Annotated in this window: 16 protein-coding genes; 13 read left to right on the top strand and 3 right to left on the bottom strand. The window is 55.1% G+C overall.

The genetic code is table 11. The features are described from left to right. Positions 1-79: 79 nt before the first annotated feature. A complete protein-coding gene (locus RDV48_10520) occupies positions 80-1417 on the bottom strand; it encodes an amino acid permease (protein MDQ7823217.1) in 1338 nt (445 codons plus the stop codon). A 176-nt stretch (positions 1418-1593) separates the two neighbouring features. Between RDV48_10520 and RDV48_10525 the strand changes: the two genes are divergently transcribed. Further along, on the top strand, positions 1594-2577 hold the full coding sequence (locus RDV48_10525) for a hypothetical protein (GenBank protein MDQ7823218.1): 984 nt from the start codon (positions 1594-1596) through the stop codon (positions 2575-2577). Positions 2578-2632: 55 nt separating this feature from the next. On the opposite strand, the gene dacB is transcribed toward RDV48_10525, so the two are convergent. Next, the gene (gene dacB, locus RDV48_10530; protein MDQ7823219.1) at positions 2633-4069 is read right to left on the bottom strand and encodes a D-alanyl-D-alanine carboxypeptidase/D-alanyl-D-alanine-endopeptidase; all 1437 of its coding nucleotides are present in this window, start codon (positions 4067-4069) and stop codon (positions 2633-2635) included. Between the two features lie 52 nt (positions 4070-4121). On the opposite strand from dacB, the gene RDV48_10535 reads away from it, so the two are divergent. The 3 genes from RDV48_10535 (at position 4122) to RDV48_10545 (ending at position 7439) form a co-directional block, all read left to right on the top strand. Beyond that, the gene (locus RDV48_10535) at positions 4122-4364 is read left to right on the top strand and encodes a hypothetical protein (protein MDQ7823220.1); all 243 of its coding nucleotides are present in this window, start codon (positions 4122-4124) and stop codon (positions 4362-4364) included. Positions 4365-4369: 5 nt separating this feature from the next. Continuing rightward, positions 4370-5509 (top strand): glycosyltransferase family 4 protein, encoded by a 1140-nt coding sequence (locus RDV48_10540; GenBank protein ID MDQ7823221.1) that lies wholly within the window; start codon positions 4370-4372, stop codon positions 5507-5509. A gap of 61 nt (positions 5510-5570) precedes the next feature. Continuing rightward, a complete protein-coding gene (locus RDV48_10545) occupies positions 5571-7439 on the top strand; it encodes a phosphoenolpyruvate carboxykinase (GTP) (GenBank protein MDQ7823222.1) in 1869 nt (622 codons plus the stop codon). Between the two features lie 47 nt (positions 7440-7486). On the opposite strand, the gene RDV48_10550 is transcribed toward RDV48_10545, so the two are convergent. Further along, entirely contained in the window at positions 7487-8479 is a 993-nt protein-coding gene (locus RDV48_10550) for an ATP-grasp domain-containing protein (GenBank protein ID MDQ7823223.1), read from the bottom strand. Between the two features lie 127 nt (positions 8480-8606). Here RDV48_10550 and RDV48_10555 point away from each other — a divergent pair, with 127 nt between their 5' ends. From RDV48_10555 to RDV48_10595, 9 genes are all read left to right on the top strand, one after another. After that, entirely contained in the window at positions 8607-9986 is a 1380-nt protein-coding gene (locus RDV48_10555) for an aspartate kinase (GenBank protein ID MDQ7823224.1), read from the top strand. Then, the gene (locus RDV48_10560) at positions 9983-11113 is read left to right on the top strand and encodes a hypothetical protein (protein MDQ7823225.1); all 1131 of its coding nucleotides are present in this window, start codon (positions 9983-9985) and stop codon (positions 11111-11113) included. The genes RDV48_10555 and RDV48_10560 overlap by 4 nt, the downstream gene beginning before the upstream one ends. Before the next feature lie 395 nt (positions 11114-11508). Further along, positions 11509-12024 carry a hypothetical protein gene (locus RDV48_10565; GenBank protein MDQ7823226.1) on the top strand — a complete coding sequence of 172 codons (516 nt, stop codon included), beginning with the start codon at positions 11509-11511 and terminating at the stop codon, positions 12022-12024. Positions 12025-12120: 96 nt separating this feature from the next. Next, the gene (gene pilM / locus RDV48_10570) at positions 12121-14235 is read left to right on the top strand and encodes a pilus assembly protein PilM (protein ID MDQ7823227.1); all 2115 of its coding nucleotides are present in this window, start codon (positions 12121-12123) and stop codon (positions 14233-14235) included. 12 nt (positions 14236-14247) lie between these two features. Further along, positions 14248-14856: an RNA methyltransferase gene (locus RDV48_10575; protein MDQ7823228.1), complete on the top strand. Its 609-nt coding sequence runs from the start codon at positions 14248-14250 to the stop codon at positions 14854-14856. Positions 14857-14887: 31 nt separating this feature from the next. Next, positions 14888-15712, top strand: a complete 825-nt coding sequence (locus RDV48_10580) for a TIGR02757 family protein (GenBank protein MDQ7823229.1) — start codon at positions 14888-14890, stop codon at positions 15710-15712. Between the two features lie 48 nt (positions 15713-15760). Continuing rightward, positions 15761-17044, top strand: coding sequence for an ATP-binding protein (locus tag RDV48_10585; protein MDQ7823230.1), 1284 nt, complete (start codon positions 15761-15763; stop codon positions 17042-17044). Then, complete coding sequence (locus tag RDV48_10590) at positions 17041-17448, top strand: response regulator (GenBank protein MDQ7823231.1); 408 nt, start codon at positions 17041-17043, stop codon at positions 17446-17448. Before RDV48_10585 ends, RDV48_10590 begins: the two co-directional genes overlap by 4 nt. Before the next feature lie 120 nt (positions 17449-17568). Continuing rightward, positions 17569-18315: a 4Fe-4S binding protein gene (locus RDV48_10595; GenBank protein ID MDQ7823232.1), complete on the top strand. Its 747-nt coding sequence runs from the start codon at positions 17569-17571 to the stop codon at positions 18313-18315. The last annotated feature ends 138 nt before the right edge of the window (positions 18316-18453 follow it).

Below are 18453 nucleotides of genomic sequence, written 5' to 3' on the forward strand. Positions count from 1 at the left end.
TTATTTCTGGTTTAAAAAAGGTGAATCCTTCATATCGTGAAGTTACGGGGACTCAGAGGGAAGCCCCTGTGATGCCGCACTATGTGCGAAGCGAGGGGTGAGGGCGGCCTCGGAACACTGCGAAATAAAGCGCCAGAAACGCCAGGAAAGCACCGATGCCCGTTACCGCCATCATGGGAGTGTTCACCGCTATGGTGATGCCTATGAAGAGATACGCAGCAATGAAGATCAATGGCATGAGGGGGTAAAGCCTCATGATGAAGATTCCCGACGAGTCCTGGCCCCTGGCGCGCCTGCGCAGGATGAATATGGTGGCTGCAGAGGTGGCCATGCCGATTGAGTCTAGAAACACCGTGAAACCGAGGATTTTCTCGAAGGTATTGGCGAAGAAGAGCACCATTATGGTGGCAGCGGTAAATGCCGTGAGGCTCACGGTGATGACGCCCCTCTCCCTGCTCGTGCGGCTGAAGGCAGCGGGGAGTATGCCGTCCCTGCTCATTGCAAACATAACCCGCGGGTTCGAGAGGAGCTGCACGTTCACATAGGCCAGCACCGCCAGGAACAGCAGCAGGGAGAAAATGAACCTTCCGGTCTCGCCGTAAGCCTTCTCAGCAACGATGGCCGCGATGCCTTTTGCCGTCTTCAGCTCCTCAAAGCCTATCACTGTCACATAGGATACCTGTGCCAGAAGATAAAGGATTATCACGGCGACGATTCCTATGCAGATCCCCCTGGGAATGTTCCTCCTTGGCTCGGCCACGTCCCCGCCGAAGTTGATGCTGTGCTGGTAGCCCCCGTAAGTGAAGGAGACCGCCGCGAGGGCCATGCCGAAAGACCTCAGATAATCGAGGAAAGAATATGAGGTATTGACAGAAGATGCGGCATGCGGCACACCTGTGCCCTTGAAGACTGCGAGAATAAGAGCCAGGAGCATGGCGAGCTTGATGAGCATCAGCACGTTCTGCGTTCCTGCGCTCATCCTGAGGCCTGCCAGGTTGACAAAATAGAAGGCCCCGATGGCTGCCATGGCGATGAGAGCCTTGACAAAATCAGGTGGCGGCAAGGGAAAAAGTATCTGGGAGAGATATTCGCTCCCGATGAGTGCAATGGCTGCCAGGCTGGAGGCATTCGAGATGAGGATGATGCAGTTTATAGCGAAGGCAACCGAGGGGTGGTAGCATTCGGCAAAGACCTTGTAATAACAGCCCGTCACGGGGAGGCGCGATCCAATCTCAGCATAGGTGATGGCGCCGCAGAGAGCAATAATTCCGCCGGCGACCCACGCGCCATAATAAAGCGCCGGGCTAATGGCTGCCTCGGCAGAGTCGGTGGCGGTGCGGAATATGCCCATGCCTATGATGAGGCCGATGACAATCATCGTGAGGTCAAAGAGGCGGAGAAGGTTTCGTGACTCCATGGAAAACTGGCTCCAGGTTCTTTATCCTCAATACTTCTCTACATTCATGGTATTCCTGCCGGGGGGGATCATTTCGGCGGGCCGGCGGGAAATACGGGCATTCCCCGCTGTCGGGAGGTAAGATGCTCTTGAAGAAAGAAGTAGAAATGAGCAGTATTTCCAGGAGGGGTGGCCCTATGAAACCTATCGCTTATATCTGCCTCGTACTGATTGCGCTTGGAGTGAGGGCGGCGGAGCCGGTCTTTTCCGAAGGTGACGGGGCGGCGGCCTGGGTGTTGGAGATCAGTGGGAGCGCCCATGCGTCGAGGCAGACGCCTTCACAGGGGAGCAGCCTCTCGGTGGGGAGCCCCCTCAGCAGGGGAGACCTCGTGGAGACTGACAGTGACAGCACTATAAGAATACTCTATCCTGACGGCGGCGTAGTGACCGTGGGAAAGGGAAAGAGCCACAGGGTGGGCGCAGGTGAGGAGCGCTCGTATACCTTCGGGAAGAGCTTTGTCAACCTCTGCACCCTGCTGGTGGAAAAAATCCAGGGCAGGGGAAAGGCCTCCGACGTCAACGCCATGTCCAGGCCCATGGGTGCCACAAGGGGGGATCCCGCATCGGTGGTGCTCTGGTCCCCCAGGGATTCACGGATCCTTGAGACGGAGCCGTCATTCAGGTGGAGCGGGAGTGACAGCGAGAGCTACACGTTCAGGCTCTGGTCGGCCCAGAGCCAGGAGAAACGCGGCTCCCTTCTCAAGGAAGTGAAGAATGTGAAGGGAAACACCATAGACTATGACGTGGCTACATTTCCCCGTCTTCGCCGCGGCGCCTTCTATATGTGGTCAGTAACGGGAGAGCAGGGGAAAAAACAGCCCCCTCCCGTGTGGTTCTCGCCCGTGGCCTATGATGAAAGGGTCATGATAGACGAGGACATCGAGGGCCTTATGGAGGCTTTCCCCAAGGCAGACAATAAAAAAGCAGGCCAGCCGCCAGGTGACGACGGAGTGCGGCACCTTCTCCTGGGAGTCTATTACGAGAAGAGAGGGCTTTTCAACAATGCCCTGATCGAGTATAAATGGCTCATGGATCACGCGGTGAAAAATGATGCCTACGTGAAAATGTACGGCACTGTTCTCTACAAGATGGGCTTCCCGGAACAGAAGCCGACGGAGTGATTCCTTCAGGCATGGCAAAGAAAAAAGAGAGCAGAATGAGCCTCACCGCCATAGTTCAGATCTCGCCGGGCCATTTCGCGATGGTGCCGACGATGCGGTCTTCCAGGTCTTTGTAGAATCCCTGGGAAAGCTTGTGGTTGTTGGAGATGATTGAGAATACCACGACCTGGCCGTAGGCGGTCCACACGTACCCCGAGAGCGATGAGTTCTCATTGATGGTCCCCGTTTTTGCAAAGACCTTGGACCCGGAGAGCCTGTATTTCATCGTGCCGTCAACGCCGGCCTGGGGCAGGGTGGCGATAAACTTCTTTCCATGGGGATGGAAATACATGTAGTCAAGGACCCCCACGAGCTGCCTGGTAGTGACCCTGTTGAAATTTGAGAGGCCCGAGCCGTCGGCCATCTTGAGCCCTTCCTTGTCAACACCCGCCTTATCCATAAGATCCCTGATGACGTCTTCGGAGTTTTTGAGAGTGCCTTTCCCCTTCACCTCGGCGCCCAGGGTGCGGAAGACCTGCTGGGCCAGGAAATTGTCACTCTCCTTGTTGAGCTGCTTCACTATTTCGAAGAGCTTCGGCGACTCATGCGAGCAGAGGGGAAGGAACCCGCGGTAGGAGTACTTGACTGGCTTTGGCTCTATAAGCTTTACCTTCCCCGAGACATAAATGCCGTGGTCCTTCAGTATCTTCCCGAAGGCCGCCGTCGTGAAGAGGGGCGGGTTGTGCACCGTGATGGTGGCGCCTCCCGGCGCTCCGTACCCCACGGTGCCGGTGATGAGGACCCTGTTGGTGCCGGATTCGCGTTTTACCTCGACTTCAGTGTATCCCCCCGTTGAAGTCTTGTTCACAATCTCTATGGCGGGGCACTCAGGGAAGAGGGTCACCTTGCCGGGCTGCACCAGGACCTCCATGAGATTGGCATTGAGGGAGAGCCCCCCGCATTCGGCGGCGTAGTCATCGAGGATGTACCTTGTCTTCCAGCCCTTGCCGATGAACTCCCTGTCAAAGACAGAGTCATCGCCCACAAGGTCCCCCTCGACTCTTCTCAGGCCCAGGGCGAAGAGGCGCTGGGCAAAATCCTCAAGGACCGCCGTGGGGGTTTCCGTAAAAGGCATGCCGAAGGTGGGATCGCCGCTCCCCACCAGGTAGAGAGAAGTTTCAATTATTCCCCTTGAAGGATCGATGGGTCCGCCATAGAGGGTGGTTTTGTACCGGTAGTCGGGCCCCAGGCAGGCAAAAGCCGCTGCCGAGGTGAGGACCTTGAGGTTTGACGAGGGCACGAGGGGGATATCGGCATTTTTGGCATAGACTATCTCGCCGCTTTTCAGGACCTTGACAAAGACTCCCACCGAGGCTGACTGGCAGCACTGGCTCTCCTTCACGAGCCTTTCAATGGTACGGGAGAGATCCCAGAGGGATTTCTGGGCATGAGCAGGCGAGGGGAGGAGTATGAAGAGCGCAAGGAGAATAAGTATGGAGTTAGGGCGCTTCACGCTTCACCTCAGGTAGTGCGGCACTGTAAACCCTGGACGGGATGACAAGACAATGACATCTGGTAGAAAAATTCTTTTCCTTGCCGAGAAATCCTTTCTCCTTCTCAGGAAAAAAGAGATTCCCCTCCCTGATTTTGAAAGGCTCCTTCCCGGAGGGAGAGAGGTCGCAAGCCTGCTGGTGGACCTCCGCAGTCCCATGCTTATAGCAGATTCCAGGGAACTTGTGAAAGAGGCCCTTTTCACATGGAAAAAGCTTTTCCTTGTCAAGGAGAGCGACGGCCGCCATCAGCGCTGAATCCCATGGAGCCATGGAACACCCTCCACGTGACAACCATAGGCATCACGGCTTACTGCTTTCTCCGGTCCTGGTTCTCTTATCTTACTTCATCAGGCCACAAGGTATCCCTGGCCTGCACCGCCACCGAGTTCATCGCGGAGCTCGAGGCTACAGGCGCTCGTGTGATAAACGTGCCGATGGAGCGGTCAGCCCATCCCCTTAAGGATTTTGTGTCGCTTGGAAACCTATACCGCCTCATGCGGAAGGGCTCCTTTGATTCAGTCCACACGCACACCACCAAGGCAGGCTTCCTGGGGAGGCTTGCCGCCAGGCTTGCCGGCGTGCCCCTTGTGCTCCATACCATCCATGATCTTCCCAGCAACTCAGCAAAGAACCCGATCCTCAGGCACTTTTACAATGGGCTTGAAAGAATAGCCGCCTCCTGGTGCGATCATATAGTGACAGTCTCCTACGCTAACCTTGAAGACATCAGGAAATGGAAGATTGCGCCCCTCCACAAGGTCACCGTGATAAGGGAGGGAATAGAGCTTGAGAACTACCGTATGGCAGTGGACAGGGCGGCCAAGAGAAAAGAGCTGGGAATTCCAGAGGGAGCGGCCATCGTGGGGACCGTTGCGAGGCTCGAAGCAGCCAAGGGCCATCAGTATCTCCTCCAGGCAGTCCCGGAGATCCTGAAGCAGGCGCCTGAAACTTTTTTTGTCCTTGTCGGGCGGGGCCACCTGCGGGAAAAGCTTGAGCGCCAGGCCCAGGAGCTGGGCATTTCTTCAAGGGTCCTCTTTACCGGCTTCCGCGAGGATATGCTCGAGATAATGAGCACTTTTGATCTTTTTATGCTTCCCTCGCTCTGGGAAGGCCTGGGTATTGTCCTTCTCGAGGCAATGGCCTTTAAGATTCCCGTGGTGGCCAGCAGAGTGGGAGGCATCACCGATGTGGTCATCGACGGTGAGACAGGGTTTCTTGTGCCGCCACGTGACGAGCGATCCCTTGCAGAGTCTGCCCTGAGGCTTCTCATGGACCCGGAAAAGGGGAGATTGATGGGTGAAAAAGGATACCTGCGCGTGGCAGAGGAATTTCAGGAGAGAGTGGCCAATGAGAGGATGATGGAACTTTACGCCCGCCTCATGAAAGAGAAAAGAGGCTGATCCGGACGGTTTAAAGGTTACCCCAGGATTTTATATTATCATTATGAGTGGAGGATCTTTTATGGTAACGAACACCGACATGCTTGTGAAAAAAATGGGAGAGAAAAACTTCGCCAAGCTCAAGGCCCTGGAAAATGACCATGCCATTGAATTCGTGGCAAAATACGTTGAGCTCTGCGAGCCTGACGCAGTATTTTTCAACGATGACTCGCCTGAGGATGTGCAGAAACTGAGAGATGACGCCATTGCCCACGGCGAGGAGCGGAAAATAGGGCTTCCCGGCCAGACAGCCCATAATGACGGCTACTATGACCAGGCCCGCGACAAGAACAACACAAAGTATCTTCTTCCCAAAGGCGTTGACCTCGGCCCCCATATCCTTGCCACAGAGCGTGAGGAAGGGCACAGGGAGATCCATGAGATCCTCAGGGGTATCATGAAGGGCGCCACCATGTATGTGCGCTGCCACTCCCTGGGCCCCGTGAACTCGGAGTTCTCCATCAGCGCCCTGCAGATTACCGACTCGGCCTATGTGGCCCACAGCGAGGACATCCTTTACCGTGGCGGCTACGAGCAGTTCAAGAAGCTCCGGGGCTCCAACGAATTCTTCAGGTTTATTCACAGCCAGGGTGAGCTTGCAGGCGCCGTGTGCAAGAACCTGGACAAGCGGAGAATCTACATGGATCTCACCAACAACACGGTTTACAGCACCAACACCCAGTATGGCGGCAACTCAATAGGCCTCAAGAAGCTCGCGATGCGCCTTGCCATCCAGAAGGCCAACAAGAGCGACTGGCTCACCGAGCACATGCTTATTATGGGAGTCCATGGACCTGGAGGCAGGGTGACCTATTTCACCGGCGCTTTCCCCAGCGCCTGCGGGAAGACCTCTACCGCCATGCTTCCCGGCGAGACCATCATCGGCGACGATATCGCCTACATCAGGGCAGCTGATGGCGTGATGAAGACCGTGAACGTCGAGAAGGGCATATTCGGCATCATCCAGGACGTGAACGCCAAGGACGATCCCCTCATATGGAAGGTGCTCACGACGCCAGGTGAGGCTATCTTTGTGAACGTGCTGATAGACGACGAGGGCACGCCCCACTGGCTTGGCAAGGGCACGCCTCCCCCGCAGCACGGCGTGAACCATCACGGTGAATGGACGCCCGGGACCAAGGACAAGGACGGCAAGACCGTGGACATCTCGAACAAGAACGCCCGCTATACCATCCCTCTTGCCAGGCTCGGGAATATCGACAGGATGGCCGACAGCCCCGAGGGAGTCCCCGTGGGGGGAATCATCTACGGCGGCAGGGACTCTGATACGACAGTCCCCGTAGAGCAGACCTTCGACTGGAACCACGGCATCATCACCAAGGGCGCCTCTCTGGAATCAGAGACGACGGCGGCAACGCTGGGCAAGGAGGGCGTCCGCCTCTTCAACCCCATGTCGAACCTGGAGTTCCTCGCCGTGGATCTTGGGACGTACCTGAAAAACAACCTGGACTTCGGCAAGAAGCTCAAAAATCCACCTTTGATTTTCGGGGTGAACTACTTCCTGAAGAACAAGGAAGGCAAGTACCACAATACCATGGATGACAAGAGGATCTGGGTGAAATGGATGGAGCTCCGCGTCCACGGCGATGTCGAGGTCATAAAGACCCCAACGGGCCATATCCCGAAATATGCCGACCTCCAGCGCCTCTTCAAGGAAGTCCTCAAGAGGGAGTACACAGAGGCCGAGTACGAGGAGCAGTTTACTGTTCGGATTCCCGAGCTCCTTGCGAAAATAGACCGCATAGAGAAGGAATACAACAAGGAAAAGAATATCCCGCCGGTGCTCTTCGACGTGCTTGAGGCCCAGAAAAAGCGCCTCCACGAGGCCAGGGAAAAGAAAGGCGACTACATAAAGCCTTCACAGCTATAACCTGAAGCGATATTTGTGAAGTCCAGGGGGGATTCTCCTCTGGACTTCTATTTTTTCCTCCAGCTCTCGATGCCTCCCTCCAGCAGGGATGTCATGAAGAGGGCGTCGTCATACCTGAGCATATAATGATCAGGCGTGAAGTTCCCGATCTCTGCCACAACTTCCTCTCCCCTGGCCATCCTTATCAGCATTCCGGGCGTATCGGCCCCTGCGGCTATGCTGGCGGGAAGTCCCCCTCCCACGCGGGGATTCACCTCGAAGAACCAGGGCACGCCCTCATGCATCAGGCACTGCATGGTGGCAGGCCCCGTGGTGCCGAGATGCGCCGCCAGGCGCATCGCCTCTTCGATGATAACAGGGCTCTTCTCGGTGCGGGAGCGGGTGACCTCGCCGGCGCGGACTTCAAGCCTCTCCCTTGGCACAATGCTTACGACGCGGCCTTTGAAATCGGAGAGCACGTCGATGGTAAACTCCCTCCCCCCGAGGTGCTCCTGCACGATAAGATCAGGATATTTTTGCGTGATGAAGCGGAGTTCCTCGCGGTCCTCAATGGTGAAGGTGTTGACGGAGGCGAAGCCGTAGCGGGGCTTCACGAACACAGGGAATGCAAGCTCCTCCCTCTCGGCGTCGCGCCCCAGGACAGTGCGGGGAGTGGGGATTTTTTTCGAGCTGAGGGACTGGTAGAAACGGTACTTGTCGATGCATGTGTTCACGGCCTCCGGCGGCGAAATGGCGACACGGGCCCCGAGGGAGAGCTCTATCTCCATTCTGAGCTTCGCATAGACAGGAAGCTCAGGATCAATGGTCGGCACGATGAGGCCGATCTGCTCGCTCTCGATGATCCTGAAGAGGGCAGCAGCGAAGCCGCTGTCGTTGACGCGGGGAACGATGTAGCCCCTGTGGGCCGCATACAGCGCCGGGGAAGTGCTTGAGATATCGATTGCGATTACAGAGCCTTCCTCGCGGAGCCTCTCGAGGGACTCGATGAAAGCCCTCACAAGGGCCACCCTCCGCCCTGCCGATGAAATGAGCACGTTCATGGCGCACCTCCCTTGTTTCAATGTTCTGAAAGCCCGGTGCCATATCCTCCCGCCACGGCGCCAGAGAGGAACATTGGAAGAAAAAGAGAAAAAGCTCTTATTACCACCGCAAGGAAAGGGTGCTGCCATGCTCAAAGTCATGAAGTTCGGAGGGTCAAGCCTCGACGACGCAAAAAGCCTGAACGACATAAAGAACATAATCTCAGCCGAGGAAGGGAGCAAGGCAATTGTGCTCTCGGCTCTCAAGGGCATCACAAGAGAGCTCACGGAGGCCCTGGACCGTGTCCTCAAGGATGAGAAAGAGATAGACCCCGTGATAAACAGCATCTCCTCCCGGCATTACACAGTGATACGGGGAGCGGTCACGTCACCAAGGATTCTCTCTGAGACCATGGAAAAAACGTCGTATCTGCTCAGGCACCTGGAGAGGCTCTTCTATGGCATCGCCTACACAAGCGAGCTCACGCCCCGGACACGGGACATGGTCCTGAGCTATGGAGAGCGCTTTTCCGTGAGGATCATGGAGGGCGTGTTCCTCTCAGGCGGCATCCAGGCAAAAGCCCTCGATGCCGACGATCTCGGCATAATCACCGACGGCGAGTATGGGAACGCCACGGCTGATCTCAAAGAAACGGGGAGGCATATCAGAAAAAAGCTTCTCAAGATAATTGACGAGGGAGCCATTCCGCTGGTGACGGGATTCTTCGGCAGAACGCCCCAGGGCCACACGACTCTTTTCGGCTTCGGGGGCAGTGATTACTCGGCGGCCATAGTGGCCCATGCCCTCGATGCCGATGTGATAGAGGTGTGGAAGGACGTGGACGGCTTCATGAGCGCCCAGCCTTCACTTGTGCCGGAAGCCCACCTCATTGACAGGCTCTCCTACGAGGAGGCGGCAGAGCTCGCCTATTTCGGCGCCAAGATTCTTCATCCCAGGATAGTGGGGCCTGCCGAGCTGAAGAACATCCCCATAAGGATCAAGAACACGCTCAAGGCTTCGGAGAAGGAGACGGTCATCTGGAAAGAGGGCTATGAGAGCGGCGACATCATCAAGAGCGTCACCTACAGCCGTGAAATCGGGGTTCTGAGGGTGTGGGGCGGGGGAGTGGGCTACAAGCCCGGCGTGATGAAGGACCTTGTGACGGCCATTGCGTCCATCGGGGTGAACATCAAGTCGGTCATCACGGCACAGACCTGCATCAACATACTGCTGGAGCAGCATGACCTTGATGCCTGCTATCAGGCTCTCAGGGAAGTAAAGAGCACCTCCGTCGAGGATATAGAAAAGGCAAATGATCTCGCCCTTGTGGGCGTCGTAGGCGAGGGACTTGCCACCACCGAGGGGCTTGCCGCAAGGGTCTTCACCTCCGTCGCGAGAAAGGGCATCAATGTGGAGATGATCTCTTTCGGCGCCCGCGTGGCCTTTTATCTCCTCGTGAAGGAGAACCTGCTGGAGGAGACGATCAGGGCCATTCATAACGAGTTTTTCAACAAGCTTATCGCATGAACGTTCTTTTCTATGTCACAGGCCACGGGTACGGTCATGCCTCGAGGGCTTCGGAGCTGATAAGGCGCCTCATCCAAGAGCTCCCCGGCTCCCGGATCTACGTGAGGACCTCCGTGCCTTCATGGTTCTTTGAGCAGACCCTGGGCCATGCGGCACCTGTCACGATAATTCCGGGAGTCATCGATGTGGGCGTCGTGCAGAAAGATGCTCTGAGGCTCTCGAAAAAGAAGACCCTCGAGGCCTTTCACCTTTTCTGGCGGGGCAGAGGGGAGCTGGCCTCGTCCGATGCCCTGAGTTTTGAGAACCGCAGGATAGGCCTTGTCATCTCCGATATCGCTCCTCTTGCCTTCCTGGTGGCCAGGCGCCTCGGCGTACCCTCTGCTGCCGTCACCAACTTTACATGGGACTGGATTTACGGGAGCTATGTGAGAAGTCATCCCGCCTATGGCTTTCTTATCGATGAGCTCCGCGATGCTTATGCAGGAGCTTCGATTGCCCTGAGGCTCCCTTTCGCCGGCGACTTCTCGGCCTTCAGCCATGTCGTTGACATCCCCCTCATCGCCAGAATTCCCAGGCTTCCTCCCTCCCGGGTGAGGGACATGCTCAGGCTTCCCGCGGGGAGGCCCCTGGTCCTGGTGTCTTTCGGAGGCTTCCCCATTGACGCCAGGCTCCTCTCCCGCCCCCGCCTGCGCCGCAGATACCGGTTTATAACCACCTATCCGTCAATGGTAAGGGTGCCGGGCGTGATCCATATCGAGGAAGAGCAGCTTCTTTCCCGGAATATTGCCTATCCGGACCTGGTGAATGCCGTTGATGCCGTCGTAGGAAAGCCAGGATATGGAATCGTCTCGGAGTGCATCGCGTGCCGCACTCCCTTTCTCTTCACTTCACGGGGCGATTTCCGCGAATATCCAGTGATGGTGAGGGCTATGAAGAAAATGATCCCGGCAGAGTATATTTCACAAAGGGATCTCTTTTCCGGCAGCCTTCAAGGCCCCCTTGAAAAGCTTCTCTCCATGGCACTGCCGCCTCCCGTGCCCTGCGATGGCGCCCTCCACGCCGCAAAGCTCCTCGCCTCTCTGCTTGAGAGTGGTGGAGAGACGGCGCCCGGGAGGCTTGGGGGATGACTCAGGCCCGGGGAAACTCAAAGGGGAGGGAAGAAACGATAGCCCCGAACTAAAGGGGATTGCGACATTAACGCAATCTTCACGAGGCACGAGTGTCATTGCATAGAAACGCATGCAAAGACCAGACGCTCTTCAAAGCCTTTCCAGTAAGAGTCCAGGGAACATTCTCCTCTTTCAGCAAACATTTTGGGGATTGTCCCTATGGGTGTATCTATGCACAGACAATCCCTTGTTTGCCGGGAGAATGTCCCTGGACTCTCTATTCTGGTTCTGCGAAGAAATATTCAAATCTTTACATCTGTCTGTCCCCATTTTTCCCTTAAAGAGGAAATTTTTTTCTTTTGTCTAATACATGCAAAAATTTATGTATGGCACTTAAAAGGGGGCATATACCAGTGAAAAACATAATGAGAAACAGGTTCGTGCAGCTTCTGTTACTGCTTGCGCTTGTCACGCCGCTCATGGGTTTTACCGCCTGGACGTCCTACGGCCACAGCGGAGTAATGAATTATAAGTACGGCCAGACATGGGGCGGTGAATTATGGGCCTATCCCCCGGTCAACGGCTACCTCTGCGCCGACTTTCCCTGGCATAACCCGCCGGTCTACGATGTTGCCGACTATTTTGGCCATCCCCGCCATGAATTCGGCTTCGGCGTCCGCATCACCCCTTATTTCTGCCTCGCGCCGATGGACACTTCGCAGGTCTATCTGGCAGTGATACAGTTTGTGCCACCGCTCTCGAAATACAACATCAAGTGGACCGTAAAAGGCGGCGACGTGATAAGGGAATGGGGCGAGCACAACGAATACATCAGGGTGAAGCTCAACGATCCCAAGATGGAAATCTATGCCGAGATTCCTCCCACCAACATGCGCGATATCTACTACCTGAAATATCATCGCCCCTGAGATAGGATATTTCACCGGACATGAAAAATATTAGGGAAGGGCAGCACCTTCCCTTTGTTTTTTATAAAGAATGTCATTTTTCTCACGGAGCCTGAAATGGATGGATTAAGGTCAGGGAGCATCCTTCACGGAGCTTACAGGATAGTCGAGACAGCGAAGAAAAAGAGCTGGTCTTTCCATTACAGGGCCGAATCTCTCTCGGGTGACGAAAAGTATTACCTCAAGGAGTTCCTTGAGCCTCCCTCGGCGGACCCCGATGAGCTCGCCCTGCTCATGGAGAAGTTCGAGGCTTTTATCAGGAGGTTCATCAGCCTGGCCCATCCCCGGATTATGAAGGTTATTGATTATTTCAGGGATTCGGAGCGGTACTACGTGGTTCTCGAAAACGTAGCGGGAATAACGCTCCAGCAAAAAGCCTTTTCATGGGATTCCCTGGGAGAGGAGATTGCCAGGTTCGCATCGGACCTCTGCGATACGCTGCTGTACATTGAGCATCTTCAAAAGTCTCTGGAAATACGATCTCTTTCGCCAGATAATATCCTTATATCCGCTGATCTCTCCTTCAAGCTCATTGACCTGGGCATAGGCTCCTTTTTCCTTCCCTTTGACAGGAAAAAAGTCATTGTGAAGCCCCCCGGCGCTCCTGGATTTGCCGCGCCGGAGGAGTACGGCTCAAGGAAGGTGGACAGGAAGTCCGATATCTACTCATTCGGGGCCATTCTCTATTTCCTTTTCACAAGGCAGAGGCCCCCGGAATCGTCAGATCTCCTTCTTGGAAACGAGGTCCTGGTCCCTCCCACACACCTCAGGAAGAATATCAATCCCGAGATTGAAAAGGTCATAATGAAAGCCATGGCCCTCGACAGAGGCGAGCGATACGAGAGCTTCTCCGACATCCAGAAAGGCCTTAAAAGCGCTTCTCTGGAGACCTGGAGCTCGGCTCACACTCACCCGATGGAGAAGGCAAGGGACCTGAAAAAGCAGGGCCCTGATATTGAGGATCTCCCCGAAATTGAGCCCTATGCCGCAGAAGAGGAATGGATAATCAACAGGTTCAGGAAAGATGACATCGGTATCACCTCGCCCATAGGCATAGATGTGGGAAGTGACAGCATAAAGCTCACCGCTATTGACATGCAGAAGGACGGGAATAATATAGCGCTTGTGGCAAAGGTTCCCACCCCGGCGGGCACCGTTTCAGAGGGCGTCATAGAAAAGCCTGCTGAGCTTGCCCAGTACCTCAGAGACTGGCTCGAGATGAAAGGCCTGCCCCTTGTTCATACCGCCCGCCATGGTTTTTTTGAAAAGCTGGCCGTCTCAACGGGCTTATCTAAAAGATGCTGCGTGGTGATGACGGGCGGAACAAAGCTTTTTGTGCGGGGGATGGAAATGGACACGTCAGATCCCCATGACATAAAATTTCTTGCCCAGCTTCAGATCTCTGACAACCTGCCCATCAAGATTGAGCAGGCCAAATGCGAGACCGTGCTGGTGACCCATGAGAAGAAAAAGAACAGGATCCTTTTTTTCGCCCTCTCCAGGGAGATCCTTGACAAGACCAGGGAATTCGCAAACGCCCTGAATTTCAACCTTGTATCCACCGAGTTTGAGCCCTTTGCCCTGAAAAGGGCGCTCCCCCTTATCCTGGGGAGCGATACGCTCTACAAGACTTTGGCCCTGCTCAATATCGGTGCGGAATACAGCTTCCTTGCATTCTACGGTAAGGGTTCCATCCGCCACAGCAGGATACTTCCTTTCGGAGGAAGGGCGATTACAAGGAAGCTTGCCGAGAGCCTGGAGCTCCCGCCGGAAAAGGCCGAAAATGTAAAAAGGATTTATGCAGCCATAGGTAATGATGGCGCCAGGGATTTCCCCTCGCCTCTCTCGGAATCGCTTTTCACCTTCATTGAGCCGCTCCTGAAGGATCTTGCCAGGGAGCTGAACAAGACTTTCAGCTATTACAGCAGCGTCAATGAGAACCGCAAGGTGGAGCTGCTTATCCTCACGGGCGGCGGTGCCTCTCTTAAAAACCTTGACAGGTACCTCCACCACGAGGTGGGCGTTTCAGTCGTGACCGGCAACGTGTTCCGCAATCTCCTCTGGAGCTCCATACTTGAGGGGAACACCAAGGCCCTGGAAAAGGAATTCACCTCCTTCTCCGTCAGCATGGGGCTCTCATTCGGGGAGTATCACATGTCCTACAGGAAATAAAGGGGTCAGCCAATGGGAAGATACTGCTGGGTCCCTTCCACTGAGGGCAGGGGAGCAGATGAGAGCCTGCCTGAGGTGAGAGACACCGACAGGGCCCTCGATGCCGCGCTCTTTCTAAGGGAAAAGAGGTTCCCCATCGGAGTGGTGCTTGACAACATAAGAAGCGCATACAATGTGGGCTCAATATTCAGGACAGCCGACGCGGCGAGGGTAGAAAAGCTTTACCTCTGCGGCGTCACCGCCTATCCCCCCAATGACAAGCTTGAAAAGACTGCGCTGGGGGCCGTGGATTTTGTCCCCTGGGAATACCACGGCCAAACTCTGGCCCTAGTCAGGCATCTGAAGGATGAAGGGGCTGCCATCGTAAGCCTTGAAACTGCCGCGGGTAGCATATGCCACTTTCAGTACCGGTTCCCGAAGCCGGTCTTCCTCGTGGTAGGGAATGAGGTGGACGGCGTGTCCAGGGAAGTCCTCAGGCTCTCTGACGCCATCGTGGAAGTGCCGGTCTGGGGAATGAAGAATTCCATAAATGTGGCCGCCCTTTTCGGGATTGTGATCTATGAGCTGCTGCGACAGTTCGGGACAGCACCTGACGGGGCTCCCCTCGGGGAGCTCCGCTGACGGGGCTGCTCCCACCGGGAGGTGTAATGCAATGGAGCACCGGGCCTCCAAGAGGCTTCATGAGGCGCTTGAAGCACTTTATGACAGGTTTAACGACCGCTCCTTCATCCACCCCGATCCCCTCGAGCTCCTTTATCAATGGGATGACGGCAGCGACCGCGAGATAGCGGGCCTTATCGCCTCATCACTTGCCTATGGCAGGGTGAAACAGATACTCAGGAGCGCCTCCTCTGTGCTGGAGCGCATGAAGCCTTCTCCCTCCTCCTTTATAAAAGTTGCCGGTGAAGGCTCGCTCATTTCACTTTTCTCTTCTTTCAGGCACCGCTTCACCACGGGAGAGGAGCTTGTTTCGCTCCTGAAGGGGATACAGAGGGTGGTGCTCACCTATGGCTCGCTCCAGGAATGTTTCATGAAGCATCTCAAACGGGGTGATGCCACAGTGGTACCGGCCCTCACCGGCTTCGTGAAGGAGCTCGCAGGATCTTCGGGAGGAAAAAGCTCCCTTCTGCCTTCGCCCGGGCAGGGAAGCGCCTGTAAGAGGCTCTTTCTTTTCCTCAGGTGGATGGTCAGGAAAGATACTGTTGACCCGGGATGCTGGGAAGGATGCGACAGGTCAAAGCTCGTGATTCCCCTTGACACCCATATGCACCGCATCTGTCGCTGCCTGGGCCTTACCGATTCCCGCCATGGTCAGCTTGCCACAGCCTTGAAAATCACCGGGGCATTCAGAGAGCTGGCGCCTGCTGACCCTGTGCGCTATGATTTTTCCCTTACCAGGCTGGGGATAAGGGAAGAGTGCGACCCCGGGGCTTTTTTCAATGCCTGCGGAATACCCTGGGATGGTAAAAAGGGATAAGAAGGCCAGTGAAAGAACTTCTAAGAGACGTTCATATGAGGAGCTCTCATGGAGAAAAGAAACCCCCTGGCGGCAGGAGTGAAGTTCCGCATCACTTCCAGGGAATTTGCGCTGCTTTTTGAAAACGCCATGGACCTGATGTTCATCGTTGACAGGAACGGCGCTTTTCTTGAATGCAACCCCTCTTGTTACCAGAGCTTCGGGTATCAGAAAGACGAGCTGCTGGCGATGACGCTCCACGACATTGTGGCAACCCAGTATAAGCCGCTGATACAAGGGAGAATAAGACGGATTATGCAGAAGGGGCATCTCCTTTTCGAATCTGCCTTCACCAGAAGAGATGGAATCACCATCCCAGTTGAGGTGAACACCACGGCCGTCACCATCAAAAGGCGCAGAGTGATCCTGGGAATAGCCCGTGATGCCACCCTCAGGAAAGAATCAGAGGCGATTCTGCGCCATTCCTATTGTGAGATGGAGAACAAGGTCCAGGAGAGGACCACCGAGCTGAGAAGGCTCAATGAGAGCCTGAAAAAGATGATCTCCCAGACCGAGACGGCCAAAAGCGAGCTGGAGCTTGCCAAGGACCAGGCGGTGAGCGCAAGCAGGTCAAAGAGCCAGTTTATCGCCACCATAAGCCACGAGCTCAGAACACCCCTTAATGCCATCATAGGGTTCTCCCAGATTCTGATGGGACAGTTTTACGGGGCTCTGAACGAGAAACAGGGAGAGTATGTCAACAACATCCTCTATGCGGGAAGGCATCTCACCGGCCTTATCAATAATATCCTGGATCTCTCCAAGATTGAGTCCGGCAGGCTCGGGTTCACCATCACCAGGGTACAGCTCAGGAAATTCCTGGAAAAGCAGATTTCTTCCATCATGGATGAGGCTCGTGAGAATAATATCACCATGAGCCTTGACATCCCTGAAGAGCTGGAGTCCATCACTTTCAGCATTGACGAACAGAAACTGGGGCAGATCATGTTCTACCTCCATTCGAATGCGGTCAAGTTCACGCCCCCGGGAGGGGTAGTGGACACCAGGGTGAGATGCACTGAGAGCACACTCGTGGTGAGCGTGACTGATACGGGTCCCGGCATAAGGAAAGAGGATCAGGTGAGGATCTTTGAGGAGTTTGTCCAGCTTGATCAGTCTCACACCAGGAAGCATGGCGGCACGGGCCTCGGCCTGACTCTCACCAAGAGGCTCGTCGAAATGCTTGGCGGCACCATCTGGGTAAAAAGCGAGGGTCCCGGCAAGGGCAGCACCTTTTCATTCACTGTTCCTTTCGTTGAGCTGAAGCGTCACAGGGGAGGAGATAAATCATGATGCCCAAGGAGAATAAGGATGTATTGAAGGGAAAAAGAATCCTCATCATTGAGGATGAATATACAAGCAGGATTATCGCCAGGGACTTTCTCTCCGTGCTCGGATGCGTTATCAGTGAGGCCGGTGACGGGGAAGAGGGTGTTGCCTGTGCTGCCGACTTCAAGCCGGACCTCATACTCATGGATATACAGATGCCTGTGATGGACGGGATAGAAGCCACAAAGCTTCTGAAAAATGACACCAAGACCTCACATATTCCCATCATTGCCCTCACGGCCTGCGCGATGGCCGACGACGAGGCGAATTCCTTGAGCGCAGGCTGTGACGAATACCTCGCAAAGCCCTTCGATCTTGCCCAGCTCCTGGCAAAGATGAAGAAGCTTCTTGGGAAGTCCAGACAATAAGGGTATCCAATATTTTTCTGCCGGCGACCAGCCTCTTTGTTTCATGGATTGACAACAGGGAAATAAACAGGTATAATAATACCAAAATACCAAAATAGGCAGAATGAAAGGAGCCCTTTGATGAAGACCAGGAGAAAGATCATAAGAATAGATGAAGAAAAGTGCACCGGCTGCGGCATCTGCATTGACGCATGTGCCGAAGGTGCTCTTGCCCTTGTGAACGGCAAGGCAAAGCTGGTGGGCGAAGTGTACTGTGACGGCCTGGGCGCCTGCATAGGGGGATGCCCTTTTGAGGCGCTCACCATCGTGGAAGAGGAATGTGAAGACTTTGACGAGGAAAAAGCAAAAGAAATGCTTGCCCAAAGGCCGAAAAAGCCCTCCATTGAAGGCCAGTGCCAGTGTCCAGGATCGCAGGCTTTTGAAATGCCCCTGAAGGAGGCTGCCAAAAAAGGGGCGCCATCGGAAGCCCTCCGGTCAGAGCTTTCCCACTGGCCTGTCAAGCTCCGGCTCATAAACCCGCAGTCACCTTTCCTCCAGGGAGCTGACCTGCTACTGATGGCCGACTGCGTGGCTGCCTCCCTTCCCGATCTCCACCGCCAGCTGGTTGCCGGAAACAAGATAGCCATAGGATGCCCTAAATTTGACGATCTTGATGAATACCTTGAGCGCCTTACGGGAATACTGGAGGCCGCCCGGCCCAAATCCCTTACTGTAGCCCATATGGAGGTCCCCTGCTGCCGAGGTCTCTCCATGGTCGCCCACCAGGCCCTTCAGAAGGTAAAATCGTCAATACCGCTCACAAAGATTATCATCAGCAGGGATGGCAGGATAATCGAGAGGAGCAGTGCCGCGCCGGCAGTTCAATGATTCGGGATATCAGGCCCCGAGAGGCCCCCTGAGTCCCCAATCTGCTGGAGCCCATTCCCTGGGGCAAAAGCCCCTTACGTGCGGAATATCACATATTTTCCCTGCTCTTTCTGCTATAGTGATTATAGAAAGAAAGGG

The sequence above is a fragment of the Candidatus Eremiobacterota bacterium genome, assembly GCA_031082125.1.
Classification (GTDB): Bacteria; Vulcanimicrobiota; CADAWZ01; order CADAWZ01; family Ess09-12; genus Ess09-12.